Source organism: Mycolicibacterium chitae (genome assembly GCF_900637205.1).
Classification (GTDB): Bacteria; Actinomycetota; Actinomycetes; order Mycobacteriales; family Mycobacteriaceae; genus Mycobacterium; species Mycobacterium chitae.
Genome location: NZ_LR134355.1, coordinates 5203408 through 5222018, shown reverse-complemented (window position 1 = coordinate 5222018; position 18611 = coordinate 5203408). Strand labels below are relative to the sequence as shown.

Sequence of the window (18611 nt, the reverse complement as noted above, 5' to 3'; positions counted from 1 at the left end):
TCGGGGGATCAGGGGCGCATGGCCGCGAGGGATCAGGGGCGCATGGCCTCGGGGGATCAGGGGCGCATGGCCGCGGGCAGATCATCGACCCACTGATGGCCCCAGTAGCTGTCGGCGGTGATCTCCTCCGCGGTGTAGAAGCTCTCGTCCACCCGCATGCCGTCGGTGCCGAACTCGATGTCCCAGTCCCCGGGGGCGCGGACGTAGAACGACACCATCTTGTCGTTGGTGTGTCGGCCCAGGGTGGACGACAGCTGGAAACCGTCCGCGGCGACCCGGTCGAGGGCCTGGCCCACCGCATCCAGCGAATCCACCTCCACCATCAGGTGCACCAGGCCGGGATCGCGCAGCGTCGAGGCCGGACATACCGCCAGGCTGTGGTGGCGCTCGTTGATGCCGAGGAACCGCACCCGCAGCGGCCCGAACTCCGGCGGCACCGGCACCCGGAAGGCGCCGCGGGACCTGAAACCCAGCACCTCGGTGTAGAACTCGAACATCGCGTTCACGTCCAGGGCCGGCAGCACCACATGCCCCAAACCCTGGGCGCCGGTGACGAACCGCGCGCCGAACGGGGTGACGACGGGACTGTGGTCGAGCACCGCGCCGTGGAACACCTCCAGCGCGGTCCCGGCGGGATCCTCGAACGCGATGACCTCCTCGACGCGACGGGTATCGGCCTCGGCCAACGACAGTTCCTTGAACGCCACGCCGGCGCCGTCGAGGGCGCGCTTGACCTCGGCCAGGGCCGCGCGGTCGCGCACCTCCCAGCCGACGGTGACGATCTTGTCGGTCTCGCCGGGCGTGACGATGATGCGGGCGGCGCGCTCGTCCATGCGCAGGTAGAGCGCATCGGGATCGGGCCCGCTGCCCTCGGCGAAGCCGAGCACGCCGAAGGCGAACCGGCGCCAACGTTCGATGTCGGCGGTCTGAACCGAGACGTAGCCGAGGCTGCTGAACAACGGTGTCATGGCGTGCCTTTCAGATCATCGCCCGCAGCGGGCCCTGCGGGTCCACACCGAGGGAACTCAATGCCGATGCGTGGTACACGGTGCCGGGCACGTGAATCGCGTGCGCCTGGCCCACGTGCGCATCGCGCCAATAACGTTGCAGCGGCTTGTCCATCCGCGCCGCGTTGCCGCCACACCGGGCGAAGATCTCGTCGACGGCGGAGACCGCGCGCCACACCGCCCGGATCTGGGTGCGCCGGCCCGCCGCCCGGTCCTCGAAGGACACCTCCTTGCCGGCGCTGACCAGATCGAAGATGCGATCGGCGTTGGCCAGCAGTTCCTGGCGCGCCGCGTTGATGTCGGCGGCGGCCTCGCCGATGGCGTACATGACGTACGGGTCGTCCTTGATCGCCACGCCGCTGGAGTTGACCCGTTGGCGCTGGTAGTCGAGCGCGGCGGCCAGCGCCCCCTCGGCGATGCCGATGGTCGCCGAGCTGATGCCCAGCGGGAACATCGTCGACCACGGCATCAGATAGAGCGGCTCGGTCATGCCGGCCTCGCGTTGGGCGGTGCCGTCCATGACCTTCATCCCGTCCATGGTGCGGTAGTCGGGAACGAAGGCGCCGTTGACAATGACGTCCTTGGACCCGGTCCCGCGCAGGCCGACCACATCCCAGGAGTCCTCGACAATCTCGTAGTCCTTGCGGGGCAGGATCATGTGCAGCATCTGCGGCGGCATCAGCGGGGTGCCCTCGGCCCCGGGTTCGTTGCTGCCGACCATGGCGCCCAGGATGATCCAGTCGCAGTGGTCGGTGCCCGAGCTGAATTGCCAGCGCCCGGTGAAGATGTAGCCGCCGTCGGTGGGGACGGCCACCCCCTGCGGTGCGTATGGGGAGGCCACCCAGGTGTCGACGTCGTCGGCCCAGATCTCCTGTGCAACCCGCGGATCGGCGTACGCCAGCTGGTAGGGGTGCACGCCCACAACCCCGTTGATCCACCCCGCCGACGGATCCAACGCCGCGGTGGCCATGACGGTTTCGGCGAACTCGCGGGGGTGGACCTCGAGGCCGCCGTGTGCCTTGGGTTGCAGCAGCCGGATGTGGCCGAGGTGCTTCATGGCCTTGACCGTGTTGTCGGTCAGCTTGCCGATCTTCTCGGCCTCCTCGGCCTGCTCGCGGAACTGGTCGGCGCGTTCGGCGAGGCTGTCGATCACCCGTTTCGTCATGTCAATGATGGTGGCCGCACGGCGCCGGGTTCCGGGAGTCCTATCCCGTTGAGCGGACTGGCGTCAGAACTCCACCTGCAGCTGGTCGGAGCGCGGGCAGGCCTGGCAGGCCAGAAACAGCCCCTCGGCGATGTCGTCGGGCTCGAGAATGGCGGCGTTGCCCAGGTCGACCTCGCCGTCGACGACGGTGGCCGCGCACGAACCGCAGTTGCCTTCCCGACAGGAGAACGGGACGTCGATGCCGGCGGCCAGCATCACGTCCACCAGGTTGTTGTTCCGGGGCCAGCGCAGGTGGTGCACGGCGCCGTCCAGGCTGATCTGGACCTCGGCGGCATCGGCGTCGTCGGAATCCTCGACGACGACCTCGCCGAACGGGTCGCCGGTCAGGGATAGGAAGACCTCGAGATGGATGTTGTCCCGCGGGGTGCCGGCCTCGGTGAGTGCCTCCTTGACCACGGCCATGAACGGCTCGGGTCCGCAGACGAAAGACTGGTAGCCGGTGAACATGCGGGCGAAGCCGCCCAGTTGCGCGCGGGTGGGCAGGCCCTGGATGGATTCGAGCCAGTGCAACACGGTCAGGCGACCGGCGTAGCGGGCCGCCAGCGCGCGCAGTTCGGCGGCGAAGATGACCGAGTGCTCATCGCGGTTCGCGTAGCAGAGCACCACGCGTCCGGTCCCGCCGGCCAGCACGGACTTGAGGATCGACATCACCGGCGTGACCCCGCTGCCGGCCGCCCACAACAGGAAGTCCGCATCGAGGTCGGCCGGGGTGAACAACCCAGACGGCGGCAGCACCTCGATGATGCTGCCCGCGGCGACGTTGTCGCACAACCAGTTCGAGCCGTACCCACCGTCGGTGCGTTTCACGGTGACCTTCGGCGCGTCGTCGGTGTGCGGCGAACTGGCCAGCGAGTAGCAGCGCGCCACTGATCCGGTGCGCTCGCTGGGGATGCGCAGCGTGAGGAACTGGCCCGGGCGGTAGTCGAAACGTCCCCGATGCTCGTCGGGAATGGTGAACACCAGGGACTTGGCGTCGGGGCTCTCGTCGACGACGGCGGACACGGTCAAGGGCACCGTGCGCGAGGAGCCGGATGCGGCGTCGGTCATGGGCCGCATTGTGGTTGCGCGGGCGCCGCGCGACGAGGGGGCCTCACCGGTGGCCGGGAGGAATATCGCGCTGCCCGTTGACCGGGAAGCGAGCTGCCGGCGTCGTGGTGGGCGGCCTAGCCTGCTGCCGTGAGTACCGCGACCAAGAGCCATGTCGATGTCGTTGTGGTGGGAGCCGGATTCGGCGGGTTGTACGCCCTGCACAGGTTCCGCGAGCAGGGGCTGGACGTGCGGGTGTTCGAGGCGGCCCCCGAGGTCGGCGGGACCTGGTACTTCAACCGGTATCCCGGGGCGCGCTGCGACGTGGAAAGCCTCGACTACTGTTACTCGTTCTCCGATGAGCTGCAGCAGGAATGGACCTGGTCGGAGAAGTACGCCACCCAGTCGGAGATCCTCGAGTACATCAACTGGGTCGCCGACAAGCTGACGTTGCGCGACGGCATCACGTTCAACACGCGGGTCACCGCGGCCGTCCTGGACGAGGACACCCTGCGCTGGTCGGTCACCACCGACAGCGGCGAGGAGGTCACCGCACGATTCGTAGTGATGGCCACGGGGCCGCTCTCGTCGGCGCTGACGCCGGACATCCCGGGACTGGAGAGCTTCGGCGGCGAGGTGTACCACACCGCGCACTGGCCGCACGAGGGCGTGGACTTCACCGGCAAGCGGGTCGCCGTCATCGGAACCGGGTCCTCGGGGATCCAGTCCACCCCCATCATCGCCGAGCAGGCCGAGCAGCTCTACGTGTTCCAGCGGACCCCGAATTACAGTGTCCCCGCCGGTAATCGGGTGCTCACCGACGACGAGGTCGCCCAGGCCAAGGCCACCTACGACGAGCGCCGGCGGATGTCGTGGCGCAGCGGCGGCGGCTCCCCGCACGTGGCGCACCCGAAGCTGACCATGGAGGTCACGCCCGAGGAACGTCGCCAGGCCTTCGAGAAGCGGTGGGAACTCGGCGGTGTGCTGTTCTCCAAGACGTTCTCCGACCAGATGATCAACCTCGAAGCCAACGAGGAAGCCCGGAAGTTCTACGAAGAGAAGATCCGCGCCGTCATCGACGACCCCGAGGTCGCCGATCTGCTGATCCCGGATGATCATCCGATCGGCACCAAGCGAATCTGCACCGACACCAACTACTTCCAGACGTTCAACCGGCCCAACGTGAAGCTGATCAGTGTCCGCAAGACCCCGATCCAGACGATCGACGCCACCGGCATCGTGACCTCCGATGCCCGCTACGACATCGATGCCCTGGTGCTGGCCACCGGATTCGACGCGATGACGGGAACCCTGGCCAAGATCGACATCGTGGGCCGGGGCGGCCGGCGACTCGTCGACGACTGGGCCGACGGGCCCCGCACCTACCTGGGCCTGGGTGTCGACGGGTTTCCGAACCTGTTCCTGGTCTCCGGTCCGGGGGCGCCGGCGGTGCTAGCCAACATGGTGTTGCACGCCGAGGCGCACGTGAACTGGATCGCCGATGCCATCGCCCACCTCGACCAGCACGGCTACGCCGCCCTCGAGGCGACCCCGGACGCGGTCGACAACTGGATCGCCGAGTGCAACCGGCGGGCCGACGCCACGCTCTTCCCGAAGGCCAACTCCTGGTACATGGGCGCCAACGTGCCCGGAAAGCCGCGGGTGTTCATGCTTTTCATCGGCGGGTTCGCCGCCTACCTCGACATCTGCGCGGAAGTGGCCGGCGCCGGTTACAAGGGATTCAGCCTGCTGGAGCCCATCGCTGCGGAACGCTAGCCGGGCCGTCTCCGAACGGCCCCTCGATCAAAAGTCGTCACCTCCGGGTGACGGATATCCACAGGCTGACTGCCGCGGGGCTCAGGCTGTGGATGACCGTCAACGCACGGTGACGGGTTACAGCCGAGGGGCCGCGTGGACAGGAGCGAACTTCCAAAGAACGATCCCGCCATCCGGGCTCAGATACCGAGCACCTCACGCGCACGGTCGATTTCGTCGGGGTCGGCGGTGGTCGGGATGAGTCGTAACTCGTCCAGTCCCGCTTCGCGCGCACCGTTCACGGCGGCGAGCAGCCCGGCGGCCCCGCAGTTCAACGTCCCCGCGTCCGGGGCGGTCACGTAGGACGACTCCGGTCCGGCGGCGACGGCATCCTGGTCCCAGAAGTCGATGACGTGCTCGCGCAACTGCTTCTCCGGGTCCGGACCGAGTGCGAACCAGACGGGGGCGGAGAAGTGCGGGCGGTCGGTCCGTCCTGCGGCCTGCCATGCCTCGACGACGCGTTCGCGCTGAGTAGCCAACGCCTCGACGTTGAAATGCAGCGAGTGCGCCGGGTCGCTGACCCCGTGCGCCCATTGCGCGGCCCGCGCGAGCGCCTTGGGGCCGACGACCCCGGCGACCAGGGGGATGCCGTCGGCCTGCACAGGCGCGGGGCCGACGGGATGGTGTCCTTCGACGGGCGGCTCCTGGGCCCACACCGCGCGCATCGTCGCGACGGCCTGGTCCATCCGCTGCCGCTTCCGCTCGAGGGGGCTGCCGACCGCCAGGTAGTCCTCGTCCCAGGCGCCGATGCCGACCCCGAGTGTCAGCCGGCCGCCGGACAGAACATCCACGGTGGCAAGGTCTTTCGCGAACAAGACCGGGTTCCGCATCGGGAGCGCAACGATGTCGGTCCAGAGCCGCACGCGTTCGGTCACCGCGGCCGCGGCGGCGAGCTGCGGGATCACGGCCCAGCTGTCGGGGTAGAGCACCCGTTCATAGGTCGTGAGGCCGTCCCACGGCCCCTCGTCGATCTTGCGATACCACGAGAACTCGGTCTCCCGTCCGTGCGGGAAGAGCGTCGGTAGTCCCATGTTGATGTGCATGCGGGAACAGGAATCCCTTCTAGCTATCGGACAGGAACGACAGGACAGTCCGTTCGAAGGCGGCCTTGGCCTCGATCATCACCCAGTGCCCGCAGTTGGGGAACACGTGAAACTCGGCGTTGGGAATCGTGCGCATCGGGATCAGCGCCATATCCAGCGGACTCACCCGGTCGTCGCGGCCCCACGTCAGCAGGGTCGGCGCGGCGACCTTGTGCATGACCGCCCACGGCATCGGGAAGTCGGCCTTGCGCATCATGTCCATCATCGCCGTGAAGGCGGCCTTGCCGTACAGCCGCCGCGCGGACGCCAACGTCTCGGGCTCGGTGGCCAGCGCCCAGCGCTCCTCGATGAGTTCCTCGGTCACCAGGGCCGGGTCGTAGACCATCGAATGCAGCCAATCGACGAGCCGCTCCCGGGTGGGATTCTCGGTGAATTCCTGCAGCAACCGGATGCCCTCGCTGGGGCCCGGGCTGAACAGGTTGGTGCCGATCCCACCGATGGTCACCAGCTTGCCCACCCGATCGGGGTGGTGAATGGCGAAGTTGACGCCGACGCCGCCGCCCATCGAGTTGCCGATGATGTGCGCGCGCTCCAAGCCGAGGGCGTCGGTGAACTGCACCAGGGCCGTCTGGGCGTCGATCACGGGATGCCCGCCGAAGTCGTCGCTGACGCCGTAACCCGGGAACTCCAACACCAGGCAGCGGAAGTCCTCGGCGAAGACGTCGAGATTCCCGCGGAAGTTGCGCCAACCGGTCACGCCCGGACCGGAGCCGTGCAGCAACAGCAGCGGCGGTCCGTCGCCGGCCTCGTGATAGCGCAGCACCCCGCCGGGGGTGGTGACCTCGCGCAGCGTGTCGTGGTAGTCGAGTGACGTCATTGTCCCGACTCTAGGGCAGCCGTCTGCGCGGCATGGGCGCCGGCGCGGCGACCGCTGAACACGCAGTCCGAGATCGACAGCCCGCTGACGTAACTGTTGGAGCAGATGCCGACCGCGTTGCGCCCGGCCGCGTACAACCCCGGGATGGCGCCGCCGTCGCGGTGAGTCACCGCACCGGACGTCTCGTCGACGACGAGGCCGCCGAGGGTCAGTCCGGGGATCGGGTAGAACATCGACGAGTCGGCCGAGATGTTGATCGAATAGAACGGACCGTCGGTCATAGGCGGGCACAGTTCGGGCGTCTTGTGCCCGGGATCGCCTGCACCACTGGCGATCCCGGTGTTGTATGCGGCGACGGTGGCGCGCAGTCCGGCCGGGTCGATGCCGTTCTTGCGGGCGATCCCGTCGATCGTGCGGGCCTTCTTGTGGCCGAGCGTGAACAGATACAGCAGTTGCAGGCGCTGGAACACCTGGGTCTGTTCGTTGATCTGTCGGCGCACCTTCTGCCAGGTCGCCGCGTCGTAGATCGCCCACCCGGTGCCGTTGAACTCGCGCATCATGGCGTTGCCGTGTGTCGCCCCGTAGAGGTCCTCGTTGGCGATGCGGCGGCCGTCGGCGCCCACGGTCAGGCCTTCGAGGAATGCGCTCGGCGGGGCCAGGAACCGCCACGCGGTGACGTTGTCCATCTTGTCGGTTATGCCGCCGGCGGCCAGGCCCAGTGCGATGCCGGCGCCGTCGTCGCCGGGGGTGCCCAGCGGGGAGATCTTCATGAACTGCGGTGCGAACTGCTGCATCCAGTCCCGGTTGTAGATGAAGCCGCCGGCGGCGAGGATCACGGTCGGAGCGTGTGCGCTGGCTTCGGTCGCGGCCTCGGACCACAGCCGTTCGGTTCGCGCGACCGCACCGCGGACCACACCCGGCAGCCAGGTCCCCACCTTGCCGGTGACCCGGGTGAGCAGCGAATGCTGGCGCGCGTTGCGGTGTTCGAGATCCATTGCGCGATAACGGACCCCGGTGACATGCCCGTCGTCGTCCTGGATCAGGGCGTGCACGCGCGCCAGCGGGATGAACTCGATGCCCTTGGACTGCGCGGAACGGCGCAGGTGCTCGAACATCACCTTGCCGGAGCTCATCCCCGGGGCCAGCACGCGGTGGCCGCGGGGCGCCGGCCGCGCATGCCGGCTGTACGGGTGAGCCTTCTCGTTGCCGGAGTAGTAGAGGTAGAAGTCGTCGGTGGGATAGGAGGTCTTGTACGACGACACCGTCCCGCCCCGGAATTCGACGCCCTGCGCCTTGAGCCACTCGATCATCGCGGGGCTCTGCTCGCAGAACCGCGCGAGGGTCTCCTCGCTCACGGCGTCGCCGACTTCCGCCCGGAGGTAGGCGAGCATGTCGTCGACGGTGTCCTCGTAACCGCCGAGGCGTTGTTCGGGTGTGCCCGCCCCGGCGTAGACGATCCCGCCCGATAACGCGGTGGCCCCGCCGCCATGGCCGCGGTCCAGCACGAGCACCCGGGCGCCGCGGTCGGCGGCCTCGATGGCGGCGGCCGCACCGGCCGCGCCGAACCCCACGACGATGACGTCGTACTCCCCGGTCGATCCCATGGCCACTCCCTCGGTGCGCAGGCACTACTGGGGGTCCATGGTGGTCTTGGGACCGCTACCGGGCCAGGGCAGTTCCCGCTGACCGGGTGGCGAGGCTACTCCTCGACGATGACCGGATCACCGATCTTGACGTGGTCGAAATACCATTCGGCGGCGGCCGGAATCAGGCCGATACAGCCATGACTGGTGTTCTCGATGCCCATCGAGCGCACCGCCCACGGGGCCGAATGCACATAGATCCCGCGCCAGGTGATGCGGACGGCGTAATCGACGTCCATCAGGTAACCCGAGGAGTCCGTGATGGGCACGCCCACGCTGCTGGAGTCCATCAGCACCGTGCGGTCCTTCTCCAGCACCGTGTACTTGCCCGGGGGTGTCGGATACTTCTCGCGGCCCGCCGAGGCCAGTAGCACGCCCTCCTCACCCGCGTGGGGCAGGTGGTGCGGCGCGGGCAATCGCACCGGGGGCCCCGCCGGGTCCCCGTCGATGGTCACGGTGAACGTGTGCTTGGAAAGACTCGCGACACCGATGACCGCGGGCCCCGTGCTGAACTGGGCGCGCTTGGCCCCCACCGACAGCATCACCGTGCTGTTGGACGGCCAGTAGTGGTCGGGAACCCATTGCACGACATTGCTTTCCAGCCACTCGTACGTGCCGGTCATCTCCGGGTTCGAGGAGATGTTCAGGGCGCGCTCGGCGCTGCTGCGGTCGAAGATCGGTCCGGCGAAGGTCACCATCACCGGGTGCGCCACGCCGACGGGTTCGTCGCCGGTCGGCAGGATCGACTCGATCGCGGAGTCCAGCGGAAGAACCAGCGCCGTGGTTTGGACCTCAGCCGTCGGCGCGGCTATGACGGCGGCGACCACGACCGCCGCGAGAACAGAACGAATGACTGCTCGCATTGACCCGACCTCTTGAAAGGAACAGCATTAACGCAGGAACTTCGAAGGAACCGCTGGGCGGCAGGCGAAGGGGTTCGACTGCCGCGCAGCGGATTCCGTCAACAACCAGTGGGGTCAGCCCTCACCCGGCAGGGTGGGAACACCGGACTGCGGACCCTTGGTGGTCTGCGGATTGGTCGGCACCCCCTTGCCCGAGGCGGCGCCGCTCATGGTCGTGAGCGGGGCGCCGGCCGCAATGGGTGCGGCGACGGGCGGGACGACGGGAACCGGTGGCGGCGGCGCAACCGGGGGCACCGGCGGCACCAACGGGGGTGGCGGTGGCAGCGGCGGCACCAGCGGCGGCACCGGGGGCGGTGCGACCGGCGGGATCGGCGGAACCAGCGGCGGGCCGGGCGGCGGGCCGGCGACGGGCGCGGCCAGTCCGGAGGCCTCGAGCGACACGGCGGCACACGGCGCTGCGGTGCCCGACATCTTCTCGACGCAGTCCGCGCCACCCGTGATCAGCGGGGCGGCCGCAGCCTGCCCGCTCAATACCGCTGCCGCAGCAGACAATCCAACGCTGGCGACCCCCACGCAAAGGAATCGATATAGAGAAAGCCGCACGTCGACTCCTTCTGTTAGTCCTGACGAATTACAGGAGAGAAATTACGCAACTGAAATATAAGAGCTTCGTGGCGGTAAATCCGGATCGGTTGCCTGACCGAGACGCAAATGAGCCCGGACGTGACCGCACCGCTCCCATTCGGTGACCTTCGCTGGGGACCCTGCGTCCTACGCTCAGAACACCGAGGCACGATCCCTTTCAGGAAGGTTCCCGAACCATGCCCACGATCACGACCGCCGACGGTGTCGAAATCTTCTACAAGGATTGGGGATCGGGGCAGCCCATCGTGTTCAGCCACGGCTGGCCCCTGTCCTCGGACGACTGGGACACCCAGCTGTTGTACTTCCTGTCCCACGGCTATCGGGTGGTCGCGCACGATCGACGCGGACATGGCCGGTCGAGCCAGGTCTTCGACGGTCACGACATGGATCACTACGCCGACGACCTCAAGGCGGTCGTCGATCACCTGGACCTGCGCGACGCGATCCACGTCGGGCATTCGACCGGCGGGGGAGAGGTGGTCCACTACCTCGCGCGCCACGGCGAAGCAAGGGCGGCCAAGGCGGCGCTGCTGTGCGCGGTGCCACCCCTGATGGTGCAGGCCGACTCCAATCCCGAGGGCCTGCCGAAGAGCGTCTTCGACGACCTGCAGGCCCAGTTGGCGGCCAACCGTTCGGAGTTCTACCGCGCGTTGCCGTCCGGCCCCTTCTACGGCTACAACCGCGAGGGGGTGGAGCCGTCGGAGGCGGTGATCGAAAACTGGTGGCGGCAGGGCATGATGGGCGGCGCCAAGGCGCACTACGACGGCATCGTGGCATTCTCGCAGACCGACTTCACCGAGGACCTGAAGCAGATCAGCCTGCCGGTGTTGGTGGTGCACAGTGAGGACGACCAGATCGTCCCCTACGGCGCCGCCGGCCCGAAGTCCGCGGAGCTGCTGCCCAACGGCACACTGAAGACGTATAGCGATCTACCGCACGGACTGCCGACGACGCATGCCGAGGTCCTGAACCCCGAACTGCTGGCGTTCTTCCAGTCCTGACGGCGGGGCGCCGGGGCGAGTTTCGGTGATCCCTCCCCGGGCCGGTGGCAAGCCGATACCGTCCGATCATGATCGACTTCCAAAACGGCCTCTTCGTCAAGCTTGGACCAGCCGATCCGAAGCCCATCGCCGGCGAACTGGCGCCGATCCTCATCGACGACGAGCACGTCCACCTGAGCTTCAAGGGGATGCGCGACTCGGTGGTCTTCACCAACAAGCGCCTCATCGTGATCAACGTGCAGGGCTTCAGCGGCAAGAAGCGCGACTACTCCTCGTTGCCGTACAGCAAGATTCAGGCCTGGAGCATCGAGACCGCGGGCCGCTTCGACCTCGACGCGGAGCTCGAACTGTGGTTCTCCGGCCTCGGCAAGGTACGGCTGGACTTCAAGGGCCACGTCGACATCCGCACCATCGGGAAGCTGATCGGGGAGTACGTGCTCTGACGCACCCGTGCGGGGTGGGCTGCTGATCGCGGGCTACCGTACTGGGCGGATCCCAACGGTCCCGTCAGCGCGAGGAGGAAGCGGTGAGCCAACCCGCACCGGTCACCGACGACTTCACGGGTGCGCTGCGCGGCAGCGGCACCAAGTTGGAGACGGACACGCTGGCCGCGCTCGACAGCATCGAGGGCGCGCTGCGGCTCGAACCCACCGGACCGGACCGCTTCCGGGCCACCAACGAGCCCAGCCGCTTCGGCCACATCTTCGGCGGCCAACTGCTGGCCCTGGCGGTGCGCGCCGCGGGGACCACCGTCGAGGGGCAGCCGCTGAACTCGCTGCACGCCTACTTCACTCGGCCCGGCATCGTCGGCGAACCCGTCGATATCGTGGTGCACCGCACCCGCGACGGACGCGCGCTCTCGACGCGGCACGTCGAGATCCTACAGGGCCGCGGCGCCGTGTTCACCGCGGTGGCCTCCTTCCACGACAACCCGGCCACCCCGGAACCGGTGCCGGAGCCGCCGCAGGCCCCGGCACCGCTGGACCTGCCGCTGCTGCAGCATTGGGCGGCCGCCGCGCCGGTGGAGATGCAGACGATGGGACAGACCTGGATCGACGTGCCGCCGCCGCTGGAGATGCGCATTCCCGAGGCGCCGACGTTCTTCGGTGGCGCGCAGGCCCCCGGCCCGCGCGCACACTGGATGCGCCTGCCGCGCGGTATCGGCGACGATCCGGGGATGCACCACGCGATGGTCGCCTACGCCAGCGATTACCTGTTGCTGGACATGGCGTTTCGGGATCATCCGGAGCCCGTCAACTATGCGACCACCGCCGGGGTGAGCCTGGATCACGCCATCTGGCTGCACCGGCCGGCGCGCTTCGACCAGTGGCATCTCTACATCCAGGAGCCGGTGTCGATGCGCGGGCAGCGCGCGCTGGTCCGGGGCACCATCGTCGACGCCGAGGGAGCGCTGGTGGCCAGCACCGCCCAGGAGGTTCTGGTCCGGCCCAGGCCGCAGCGATGACCCTCCCGCTGTTCGAACAGCCTTGGCCCGACGGGGATTACCGCTTCGTCCAACTGGGATTCGTCGTCGACGACCTGCCGGCGGCGGCGCGGCGTTGGGCGGCGGTGTTCGGGGTCGGCCCCTTCCACATCCTGCCGCGGACCCGGAGCACCTGCCGGTACCGGGGCGCCGAGGCCGTCGTCGACCTCCAGGTCGGCGTCGCCCAGGCCGGGCCGGTACAAATCGAACTCATCGAGGACCACAGCCCCGGCCCCAGCGTGTACGCCGACATGGCGAAAGCCGCCGGGCCCAGCGGCTTCCACCAGATCGCGACGGTGACCTCCGACTACGACGGCAAGGTCGCCCAGTTGACGAGCCAGGGTTACGAACTGGCCTGCGAGCTCACCGCGGGCCGGCAGCGCATCGCGTTCGTCGACACGGTCGCGGATTTTGGATTCTTCACCGAGGTGGTGGAGGAGACGCCCACTTTCCTGGCGCACCTGACCAAGATCGCGGCCACGTGCGCGGACTGGGACGGCGTCGACCCGCTGCGCGTCCTCGGGTGATTTGGGTGCGCCCGGTTGCGCTCACCGCAACCGGGCGCACCCGAATCACGTGCCGCAGAACGTCTGATACGGGCCGAAGGAGTCCGGGGCCGGTTCGGCGTAGCGCTCCAGGCCGGGGCGCTCGACGTAGGGATCGGTGACGGCCGACAGCAGTTGCTCGACCGGCCCGAGGTCGCCGCCCGTGGCCGCGGTCAGCGCCTGCTCCACCAGGTGGTTGCGGGGGATGTAGACCGGGTTGGTCCGATCCATCAGTGCCGCATCGGGATTGAGCGCCAGCCAGCGCTGCAGCCACGCGTCGAACGCCGCGAGGTCCAGGAACAACCCGCGTGACGGTTCACGGTCGCCGCTCACCGCGCGGGCCAGCTGGCGGAAGAACGAGGTGAAGTCGACCTGGCTCTGGGCCAGCTGCGTCAGCAGATCCTCGACCAGTGCGGCGTCCGAAGAACCGGCGAGGCCCAGCTTGGCGCCCATGCCGGTCAGCCACGCCGCCTCGTACTGAGCCCGGAACCCGTCGAGGGCCTGCGTCGCGACGGCGATCGCCCGGTCGGTGTCCTCGTCGAACAGCGGCAGCAGCGTCTCGGCGAACCGCGCCAGGTTCCACATCGCGATCCCGGGCTGATTGCCGTAGGCGTAGCGGCCCCCGGAGTCGATCGAGCTGAAGACGGTGCCGGGGTGGTAGCCGTCCATGAAGGCGCAGGGCCCGTAGTCGATGGTCTCCCCGGAGATCGTCATGTTGTCGGTGTTCATCACGCCGTGGATGAACCCGACGAGCATCCACCGCGCGATCAGGTCGGCCTGGACGGCGACCGTCGCCTCGAACAGCGCCACGTACGGGTTGTCGGCCTGCGCCGCCGCGGGCGCGTGCCGGGCGATCGCATGATCGGCCAGCCGGCGCAGCAGGGCGGCGTCCCCGGTGGCCGCGGCGAACTGGAAGCTGCCGACCCGCAGGTGGCTGCTGGCCACCCGGGCCAGCACGGCACCTGGCAGCGCGGTGTCCCGGTGCACCGGCCGCCCGGTGGCCACCACCGCCAGCGAGCGGGTGGTCGGAATGCCGAGGGCGTGCATCGCCTCGCTGATGAGGTATTCGCGCAGCATCGGCCCGACGGCAGCCAGACCGTCGCCGCCGCGGGCGAACGGGGTGCGCCCGGACCCCTTCAGGTGCAGGTCACGCAGCCGGCCCTCAGTGTCGGTGAGCTCGCCGAGCAGCAGGGCTCGCCCGTCGCCGAGCCGCGGCACGAAGCCGCCGAACTGGTGCCCGGAGTAGGCCTGCGCGACGGGGGCGGCGCCGTCGCGCACCACCGTCCCGGTCAGCAGGCCGACGCCGTCGGGACCCCGCAACCAGTCGGGGTCCAGGCCGAGGTCGGCGGCCAACGGCTCGTTGAGGATCAGCAGTTTCGGATCGGGCGCGGGCTCGGCCTGCCACGTGACGGCCATGTCGGCCAGGTCGCGCGCAAACCAGCTCCCCAGGACGACGGGCTTCGCCGGTGCGGCACTCATGCCCCCACCCTACGGAGCAGGACTACTCGACCAGGTCCTCGTAGCGGTACTCGGTGTCGATGCCGGCGCCGCGCTGATGCGCCTCGTCCTCGCGCTGGCGCAGTTCCACCCGGCGGATCTTGCCGGAGATGGTCTTGGGCAGCTCGAAGAACTCCACCCGGCGCACCTTCAGATACGGGGCCAGGTTGTCCCGGGCGTACTCCATGATCGCCCGCGCCGTGTCCGCGTCGGCGCCCCAGCCGTCGGCCAGCGCCACGTAGGCCTTGGGCACGCACAGCCGGGTGTCGTCGGGTTGCGGGACGACGGCGGCCTCGACCACCGCGGGATGCTCGACGAGGACGCTCTCGAGCTCGAACGGCGACACCTTGTAGTCCGAGGACTTGAACACATCGTCGGTGCGCCCGATGTAGGTGATGTAGCCGTCGGCGTCGCGGCTGGCGACGTCGCCGGTGTGGTAGAAACCGCCGGCGGTCACGGCCGCGTTGCGTTCCGGATCGTCGAGGTAGCCGGTCATCAGGTTCAGCGGCGACCGGCCCAGGTCCAGGCAGATCTCGCCTTCGGTGTCCGAGGGCTGCCCGGTCACCGGGTCGACGAGGACCACCGGCACCCCGGGCATCGGCCGGCCCATCGACCCGGCCTTGACGGGTTGGCCGGGGGGGTTGCCCACCTGCAGGGTGGTCTCGGTCTGGCCGAACCCGTCGCGAATGGTCAGGCCCCACGCGTTCTCGACCTGGGCGATGACGTCGGGGTTGAGCGGCTCCCCGGCGCCCAGCACCTCGCGCAGGCCCTCGGGGCGGGCGCCGAGGTCGGCCTGAATCAGCATGCGCCACACCGTCGGTGGCGCGCAGAACGTGTTGACCTGCGCGCGGCGGAGTTGGTGTAGCAGGGCCGCGGCGTCGAAGCGCGGGTAGTCGTAGACGAAGATCGTCGCCTCGGCGATCCACGGCGCGAAGAAACAACTCCACGCATGTTTGGCCCATCCCGGGGAGCTGATCGCCAAATGCACGTCGCCGGGGCGCACCCCGATCCAGGACATCGTCGTGAGGTGTCCGACCGGGTAGGAGACCTGCGAATGCTCGACGAGTTTGGGCCGGCTGGTGGTGCCGGAGGTGAAGTAGATGAGCATCGGATCGGTCACGTCGGTGCACGCGGGGAACGGCCCGGCCGTGGGCACGGCGTAGGCGTCGGCGTAGCGGTGCCAGCCCTCGACGGCGTAGCCGACCGCGATGCGGCCGTAGTCGCCGGCCACGTCGGCGAACTTCGCCGTGTCGGCCGCATTGGCGACGACGTACCGCGCACCGCCGCGGGTGATCCGGTCGACCAGATCGGCCGGGCCCAGCGCCGCGGTGGTCGGCATGATGACCGCGCCCAGCTTGGCGACGCCGAGCATGGTCTCCCACAGTTCGACCTGGTTGCCGAGCATGAGGATGACGCGGTCGCCCTTGTTCACCCCGAGTTGCTGCAGCCAGGTCGCGACCAGGTCGGAGCGCCGCGCCATCTCGGCGAAGGTGACCTGCTGCTCGCTGCCGTCGTGCTCGACGATCCACAGCGCCGGCCGGTCGGCGGTGGACGGGTCCCGGGCGATGGCGTCGAACCAGTCGGTGGCCCAGTTGAACTTGCCCTCGAGCTGAGGCCAGGCGAAGGTCTCGACGGCCTTGTCGTAGTCGTCGATGGCGGCCACCAGCTGGTCGCGCGCGCTGCGATACAGATCGGCGTTGGTCGTCATGCCAGCTAGGATCTATGTCACACTCGTCCGCCCGCTACCCCCGAAAGAGGGGATTGTCCGATGTCCACCGGTTCGGCGGTGCTGCGTCCCCGCGACACCGACGTCTTGCGGGCCGAGTTGCGCCAACTCGCCACCCGCGGCGGCATCCCGGTGCTGTTCGGCGGCGAGGTGCACGGCGACGGCCTGGTGCTCAGCGAGTTCGTCGGGACCCGGACGGGGTTGTTGCGCGGGGTGGTGGTGCGCCCGAGTTCGGGTCTGGGCGGGGCCAGCATGGTCGCCGGCCGCCCGCTGTCGGTGGCCGACTACCGCAACGCCTCGACCATCACCCACGACTACGACGTCCCCGTCCTGAGCGAGGGCATCGGATCGGTGCTGGCCGTGCCCGTGGTCGTGGACGGCGTCGCGCGGGCCATGCTCTACGGGGCCTACCGGTCCAAGGCGCCCATCGGCGGCCGCGCCGTGGACCTGATGATCGACTCGGGCCGCCGGCTCGCTGACGAACTGCGGATCCGCGACGAGGTGGACCGCCGGCTGCGGCTGCGCGAGGCGCACGCCGCCAGCGCGGTGAGCCCGGAGGTGATCCGCGAGGTCTACGCCGAGCTGCGACGGCTGGCCGCCGACGCCGAGCCGGGGATGCGAAACCAGTTGCAGCGCTTGGCCGAACAACTCGCCGGCGACCCGCGCCCCGAGCAGGTGTCGCTGACTCCCCGGGAGCGCGACGTGCTGGCGCAGGTCGCCCTGGGATGCACGAATGCCGAGGCCGCCGAACGCCTTTCGCTGCGACCCGAGACGGTGAAGAGCTACCTGCGCAGCGCCGCCACCAAGCTCGGCACGGGCACGAGGTTCGAGTCGGTATCTCGAGCAAGGCTGCGTGGACTGATTCCGTAGCGCACCCGAACGGTACTGACTTTTCCACCGCTGCGGTTCAGGGCACGTCGTTATCCTGGAGTTCGGCGAGTGCTGCGTTGTACGACAAGTCGACGCCGGCTCGCAATCCTCCGCTACCGATCGGCTTTACCTGATAGCGATGCGCTCGCGGTGCGGCGTCGGCGGTGAGCCCGAGCCGAACAGCGTCCTGAAGCACTGCCGCCACCGTGCGCCCCGATTCTGCCGCCCGAGCCTTGACCTCCTCGTACAGATCATCGTCGATACGGATCGTGGCACGCATGTCCGCATCGTAGCCGCGGCAAAGGCCAATACCACGCGGTTCTTCGACCGAAACCCGTCACCTTGGGGCGACAGTCATACACAGCTGGGGCGTGTCCCTCAGTCACCCTGTGGATATCCGTCACCCGAGGATGACGCCATTCGATCGAGGGGCGGTCCGGAGACGTGGATCACCTACAGCGACGACCGCGCCGCCGCCCCTTACTGGATGGGCTCGTTCCCGAGCACCGTGGTGCGCAGCATCTCCCGCGGGGAATCGGGGTCATACGGCGCCGCGCGGTGCAGCACGCCCTGGTTGTCCCAGATGACGGTGTCGCCCACCGACCAGTTGTGGCTGTACACCCGGTCCGGCGCGGTGGCATGCGCCAGCAGCTCGTCGAGCAGCGCGCGACCCTCGTCCAGGTCCATGCCCTGGATGTAGTCCGCGGAGGCGCCCAGCACCAACGACTTTCGGCCGCTGCGGTGCGTCCACACCAACGGATGCTCGTGGATGGTGCGGCTCTTCCAGCGGGCCAGCTGTTCGTCGGTCGGGTTCGGGTAGACCCGGCGCTGGGAGGCCTCCAGGGAGTGCACCACCCGCAGGGTCTCGTAATGCTTCTGCTCGGCCGGGCTCAGCGCGTCGTAGGCCGCATACGAGTTGGCGAACTCGGTCTCCCCGCCCTGGGTCGCGACCTGCACGGCCGAGAGCACCGTCGCCTTCTGCGGGCATTCGTCGCTCAGCGGTGTGCAGCCGTCGATGTGCCAGTCGAAGGTGGCCTTGAGGTACTCGGCGGCGCTGTTCTTCTTGCGGTCCAGGGTGATCGGGTAGATGCCGGAGACCGGATGGTGGCCGTCGGCGGACCGGTCGACCTGCCCCAGCCGCTCGGAGAAGGCCACCTGCGCCTCGGGATTCAGGTGCAGGCCGCGGAAGACCAGCACGCCGTTGTCCTCCAGGGCGTCGAGCACCGCGGCGCCCAGGCCGTCGTCGGTGGCGAGTTGGTCGGGGTCGACGCCGACCACCTCGGCGCCGACGGACGAGGTCAGTTTGTTGATGGTCAACACGCTCATGCGGGGTGGCCTTTCGCAG

General features: G+C 68.9%; 18 protein-coding genes. 6 read left to right on the top strand and 12 right to left on the bottom strand.

Annotated elements, in window-relative coordinates; genetic code table 11:
• Nucleotides 1–56: 56 nt before the first annotated feature.
• The 3 genes from bphC to EL338_RS24835 all read right to left on the bottom strand — a co-directional run bounded on the left by bphC (nt 57) and on the right by EL338_RS24835 (nt 3279).
• A complete protein-coding gene (gene bphC, locus EL338_RS24845; RefSeq protein WP_163791929.1) occupies nt 57–968 on the bottom strand; it encodes a biphenyl-2,3-diol 1,2-dioxygenase in 912 nt (303 codons plus the stop codon).
• A gap of 10 nt (nt 969–978) precedes the next feature.
• The gene (locus tag EL338_RS24840) at nt 979–2172 is read right to left on the bottom strand and encodes an acyl-CoA dehydrogenase family protein (protein ID WP_126336210.1); all 1194 of its coding nucleotides are present in this window, start codon (nt 2170–2172) and stop codon (nt 979–981) included.
• A gap of 63 nt (nt 2173–2235) precedes the next feature.
• Nucleotides 2236–3279, bottom strand: a complete 1044-nt coding sequence (locus EL338_RS24835; RefSeq protein WP_126336208.1) for a ferredoxin--NADP reductase — start codon at nt 3277–3279, stop codon at nt 2236–2238.
• Between the two features lie 168 nt (nt 3280–3447).
• Here EL338_RS24835 and EL338_RS24830 point away from each other — a divergent pair, with 168 nt between their 5' ends.
• Complete coding sequence (locus EL338_RS24830) at nt 3448–5034, top strand: flavin-containing monooxygenase (RefSeq protein ID WP_163792277.1); 1587 nt, start codon at nt 3448–3450, stop codon at nt 5032–5034.
• A 179-nt stretch (nt 5035–5213) separates the two neighbouring features.
• On the opposite strand, the gene EL338_RS24825 is transcribed toward EL338_RS24830, so the two are convergent.
• The 5 genes from EL338_RS24825 to EL338_RS26240 all read right to left on the bottom strand — a co-directional run bounded on the left by EL338_RS24825 (nt 5214) and on the right by EL338_RS26240 (nt 10030).
• On the bottom strand, nt 5214–6116 hold the full coding sequence (locus EL338_RS24825) for an LLM class flavin-dependent oxidoreductase (RefSeq protein WP_126336205.1): 903 nt from the start codon (nt 6114–6116) through the stop codon (nt 5214–5216).
• A 19-nt stretch (nt 6117–6135) separates the two neighbouring features.
• Entirely contained in the window at nt 6136–6993 is an 858-nt protein-coding gene (locus EL338_RS24820) for an alpha/beta fold hydrolase (RefSeq protein WP_126336203.1), read from the bottom strand.
• A complete protein-coding gene (locus tag EL338_RS24815) occupies nt 6990–8597 on the bottom strand; it encodes an FAD-binding protein (protein WP_126336202.1) in 1608 nt (535 codons plus the stop codon). The genes EL338_RS24820 and EL338_RS24815 overlap by 4 nt, the downstream gene beginning before the upstream one ends.
• 95 nt (nt 8598–8692) lie before the next feature.
• Complete coding sequence (locus EL338_RS24810) at nt 8693–9499, bottom strand: L,D-transpeptidase (protein ID WP_126336201.1); 807 nt, start codon at nt 9497–9499, stop codon at nt 8693–8695.
• A gap of 114 nt (nt 9500–9613) precedes the next feature.
• Nucleotides 9614–10030, bottom strand: coding sequence for a hypothetical protein (locus EL338_RS26240; protein WP_163791926.1), 417 nt, complete (start codon nt 10028–10030; stop codon nt 9614–9616).
• A gap of 290 nt (nt 10031–10320) precedes the next feature.
• On the opposite strand from EL338_RS26240, the gene EL338_RS24800 reads away from it, so the two are divergent.
• The 4 genes from EL338_RS24800 to EL338_RS24785 all read left to right on the top strand — a co-directional run bounded on the left by EL338_RS24800 (nt 10321) and on the right by EL338_RS24785 (nt 13155).
• On the top strand, nt 10321–11145 hold the full coding sequence (locus EL338_RS24800; RefSeq protein WP_126336199.1) for an alpha/beta fold hydrolase: 825 nt from the start codon (nt 10321–10323) through the stop codon (nt 11143–11145).
• Between the two features lie 68 nt (nt 11146–11213).
• Entirely contained in the window at nt 11214–11588 is a 375-nt protein-coding gene (locus tag EL338_RS24795) for a PH domain-containing protein (protein WP_126336198.1), read from the top strand.
• An 83-nt stretch (nt 11589–11671) separates the two neighbouring features.
• Nucleotides 11672–12610, top strand: coding sequence for an acyl-CoA thioesterase (locus EL338_RS24790; RefSeq protein ID WP_179967132.1), 939 nt, complete (start codon nt 11672–11674; stop codon nt 12608–12610).
• Entirely contained in the window at nt 12607–13155 is a 549-nt protein-coding gene (locus tag EL338_RS24785) for a VOC family protein (RefSeq protein WP_126336195.1), read from the top strand. The genes EL338_RS24790 and EL338_RS24785 overlap by 4 nt, the downstream gene beginning before the upstream one ends.
• Nucleotides 13156–13200: 45 nt before the next feature.
• Here the strand turns inward: EL338_RS24785 and EL338_RS24780 are convergent, their stop codons facing one another.
• Complete coding sequence (locus EL338_RS24780) at nt 13201–14652, bottom strand: protein adenylyltransferase SelO (protein WP_126336193.1); 1452 nt, start codon at nt 14650–14652, stop codon at nt 13201–13203.
• 22 nt (nt 14653–14674) lie between these two features.
• Nucleotides 14675–16378 carry an AMP-binding protein gene (locus EL338_RS24775; protein WP_126336191.1) on the bottom strand — a complete coding sequence of 568 codons (1704 nt, stop codon included), beginning with the start codon at nt 16376–16378 and terminating at the stop codon, nt 14675–14677.
• Nucleotides 16379–16438: 60 nt separating this feature from the next.
• Between EL338_RS24775 and EL338_RS24770 the strand changes: the two genes are divergently transcribed.
• A complete protein-coding gene (locus EL338_RS24770; protein ID WP_126336189.1) occupies nt 16439–17266 on the top strand; it encodes a helix-turn-helix transcriptional regulator in 828 nt (275 codons plus the stop codon).
• A gap of 37 nt (nt 17267–17303) precedes the next feature.
• On the opposite strand, the gene EL338_RS24765 is transcribed toward EL338_RS24770, so the two are convergent.
• Together EL338_RS24765 and EL338_RS24760 are read right to left on the bottom strand one after the other, a co-directional pair.
• A complete protein-coding gene (locus EL338_RS24765) occupies nt 17304–17546 on the bottom strand; it encodes a ribbon-helix-helix protein, CopG family (RefSeq protein WP_126336187.1) in 243 nt (80 codons plus the stop codon).
• A 200-nt stretch (nt 17547–17746) separates the two neighbouring features.
• The gene (locus EL338_RS24760) at nt 17747–18592 is read right to left on the bottom strand and encodes a TauD/TfdA dioxygenase family protein (protein WP_126336186.1); all 846 of its coding nucleotides are present in this window, start codon (nt 18590–18592) and stop codon (nt 17747–17749) included.
• Between the last annotated feature and the right edge of the window lie 19 nt (nt 18593–18611).

What these genes read in the sequence shown, in the direction of transcription:
- bphC (WP_163791929.1), bottom strand. Translation starts at nt 968, where the DNA reads ATGACACCGTTGTTCAGCAGCCTCGGCTACGTCTCGGTTCAGACCGCC.
- EL338_RS24840 (WP_126336210.1), bottom strand. Translation starts at nt 2,172, where the DNA reads ATGACGAAACGGGTGATCGACAGCCTCGCCGAACGCGCCGACCAGTTC.
- EL338_RS24835 (WP_126336208.1), bottom strand. Translation starts at nt 3,279, where the DNA reads ATGACCGACGCCGCATCCGGCTCCTCGCGCACGGTGCCCTTGACCGTG.
- EL338_RS24825 (WP_126336205.1), bottom strand. Translation starts at nt 6,116, where the DNA reads ATGCACATCAACATGGGACTACCGACGCTCTTCCCGCACGGACGGGAG.
- EL338_RS24820 (WP_126336203.1), bottom strand. Translation starts at nt 6,993, where the DNA reads ATGACGTCACTCGACTACCACGACACGCTGCGCGAGGTCACCACCCCC.
- EL338_RS24815 (WP_126336202.1), bottom strand. Translation starts at nt 8,597, where the DNA reads ATGGGATCGACCGGGGAGTACGACGTCATCGTCGTGGGGTTCGGCGCG.
- EL338_RS24810 (WP_126336201.1), bottom strand. Translation starts at nt 9,499, where the DNA reads ATGCGAGCAGTCATTCGTTCTGTTCTCGCGGCGGTCGTGGTCGCCGCC.
- EL338_RS24800 (WP_126336199.1), top strand. Translation starts at nt 10,321, where the DNA reads ATGCCCACGATCACGACCGCCGACGGTGTCGAAATCTTCTACAAGGAT.
- EL338_RS24795 (WP_126336198.1), top strand. Translation starts at nt 11,214, where the DNA reads ATGATCGACTTCCAAAACGGCCTCTTCGTCAAGCTTGGACCAGCCGAT.
- EL338_RS24785 (WP_126336195.1), top strand. Translation starts at nt 12,607, where the DNA reads ATGACCCTCCCGCTGTTCGAACAGCCTTGGCCCGACGGGGATTACCGC.
- EL338_RS24780 (WP_126336193.1), bottom strand. Translation starts at nt 14,652, where the DNA reads ATGAGTGCCGCACCGGCGAAGCCCGTCGTCCTGGGGAGCTGGTTTGCG.
- EL338_RS24775 (WP_126336191.1), bottom strand. Translation starts at nt 16,378, where the DNA reads ATGACGACCAACGCCGATCTGTATCGCAGCGCGCGCGACCAGCTGGTG.
- EL338_RS24770 (WP_126336189.1), top strand. Translation starts at nt 16,439, where the DNA reads ATGTCCACCGGTTCGGCGGTGCTGCGTCCCCGCGACACCGACGTCTTG.
- EL338_RS24765 (WP_126336187.1), bottom strand. Translation starts at nt 17,546, where the DNA reads ATGCGTGCCACGATCCGTATCGACGATGATCTGTACGAGGAGGTCAAG.
- EL338_RS24760 (WP_126336186.1), bottom strand. Translation starts at nt 18,592, where the DNA reads ATGAGCGTGTTGACCATCAACAAACTGACCTCGTCCGTCGGCGCCGAG.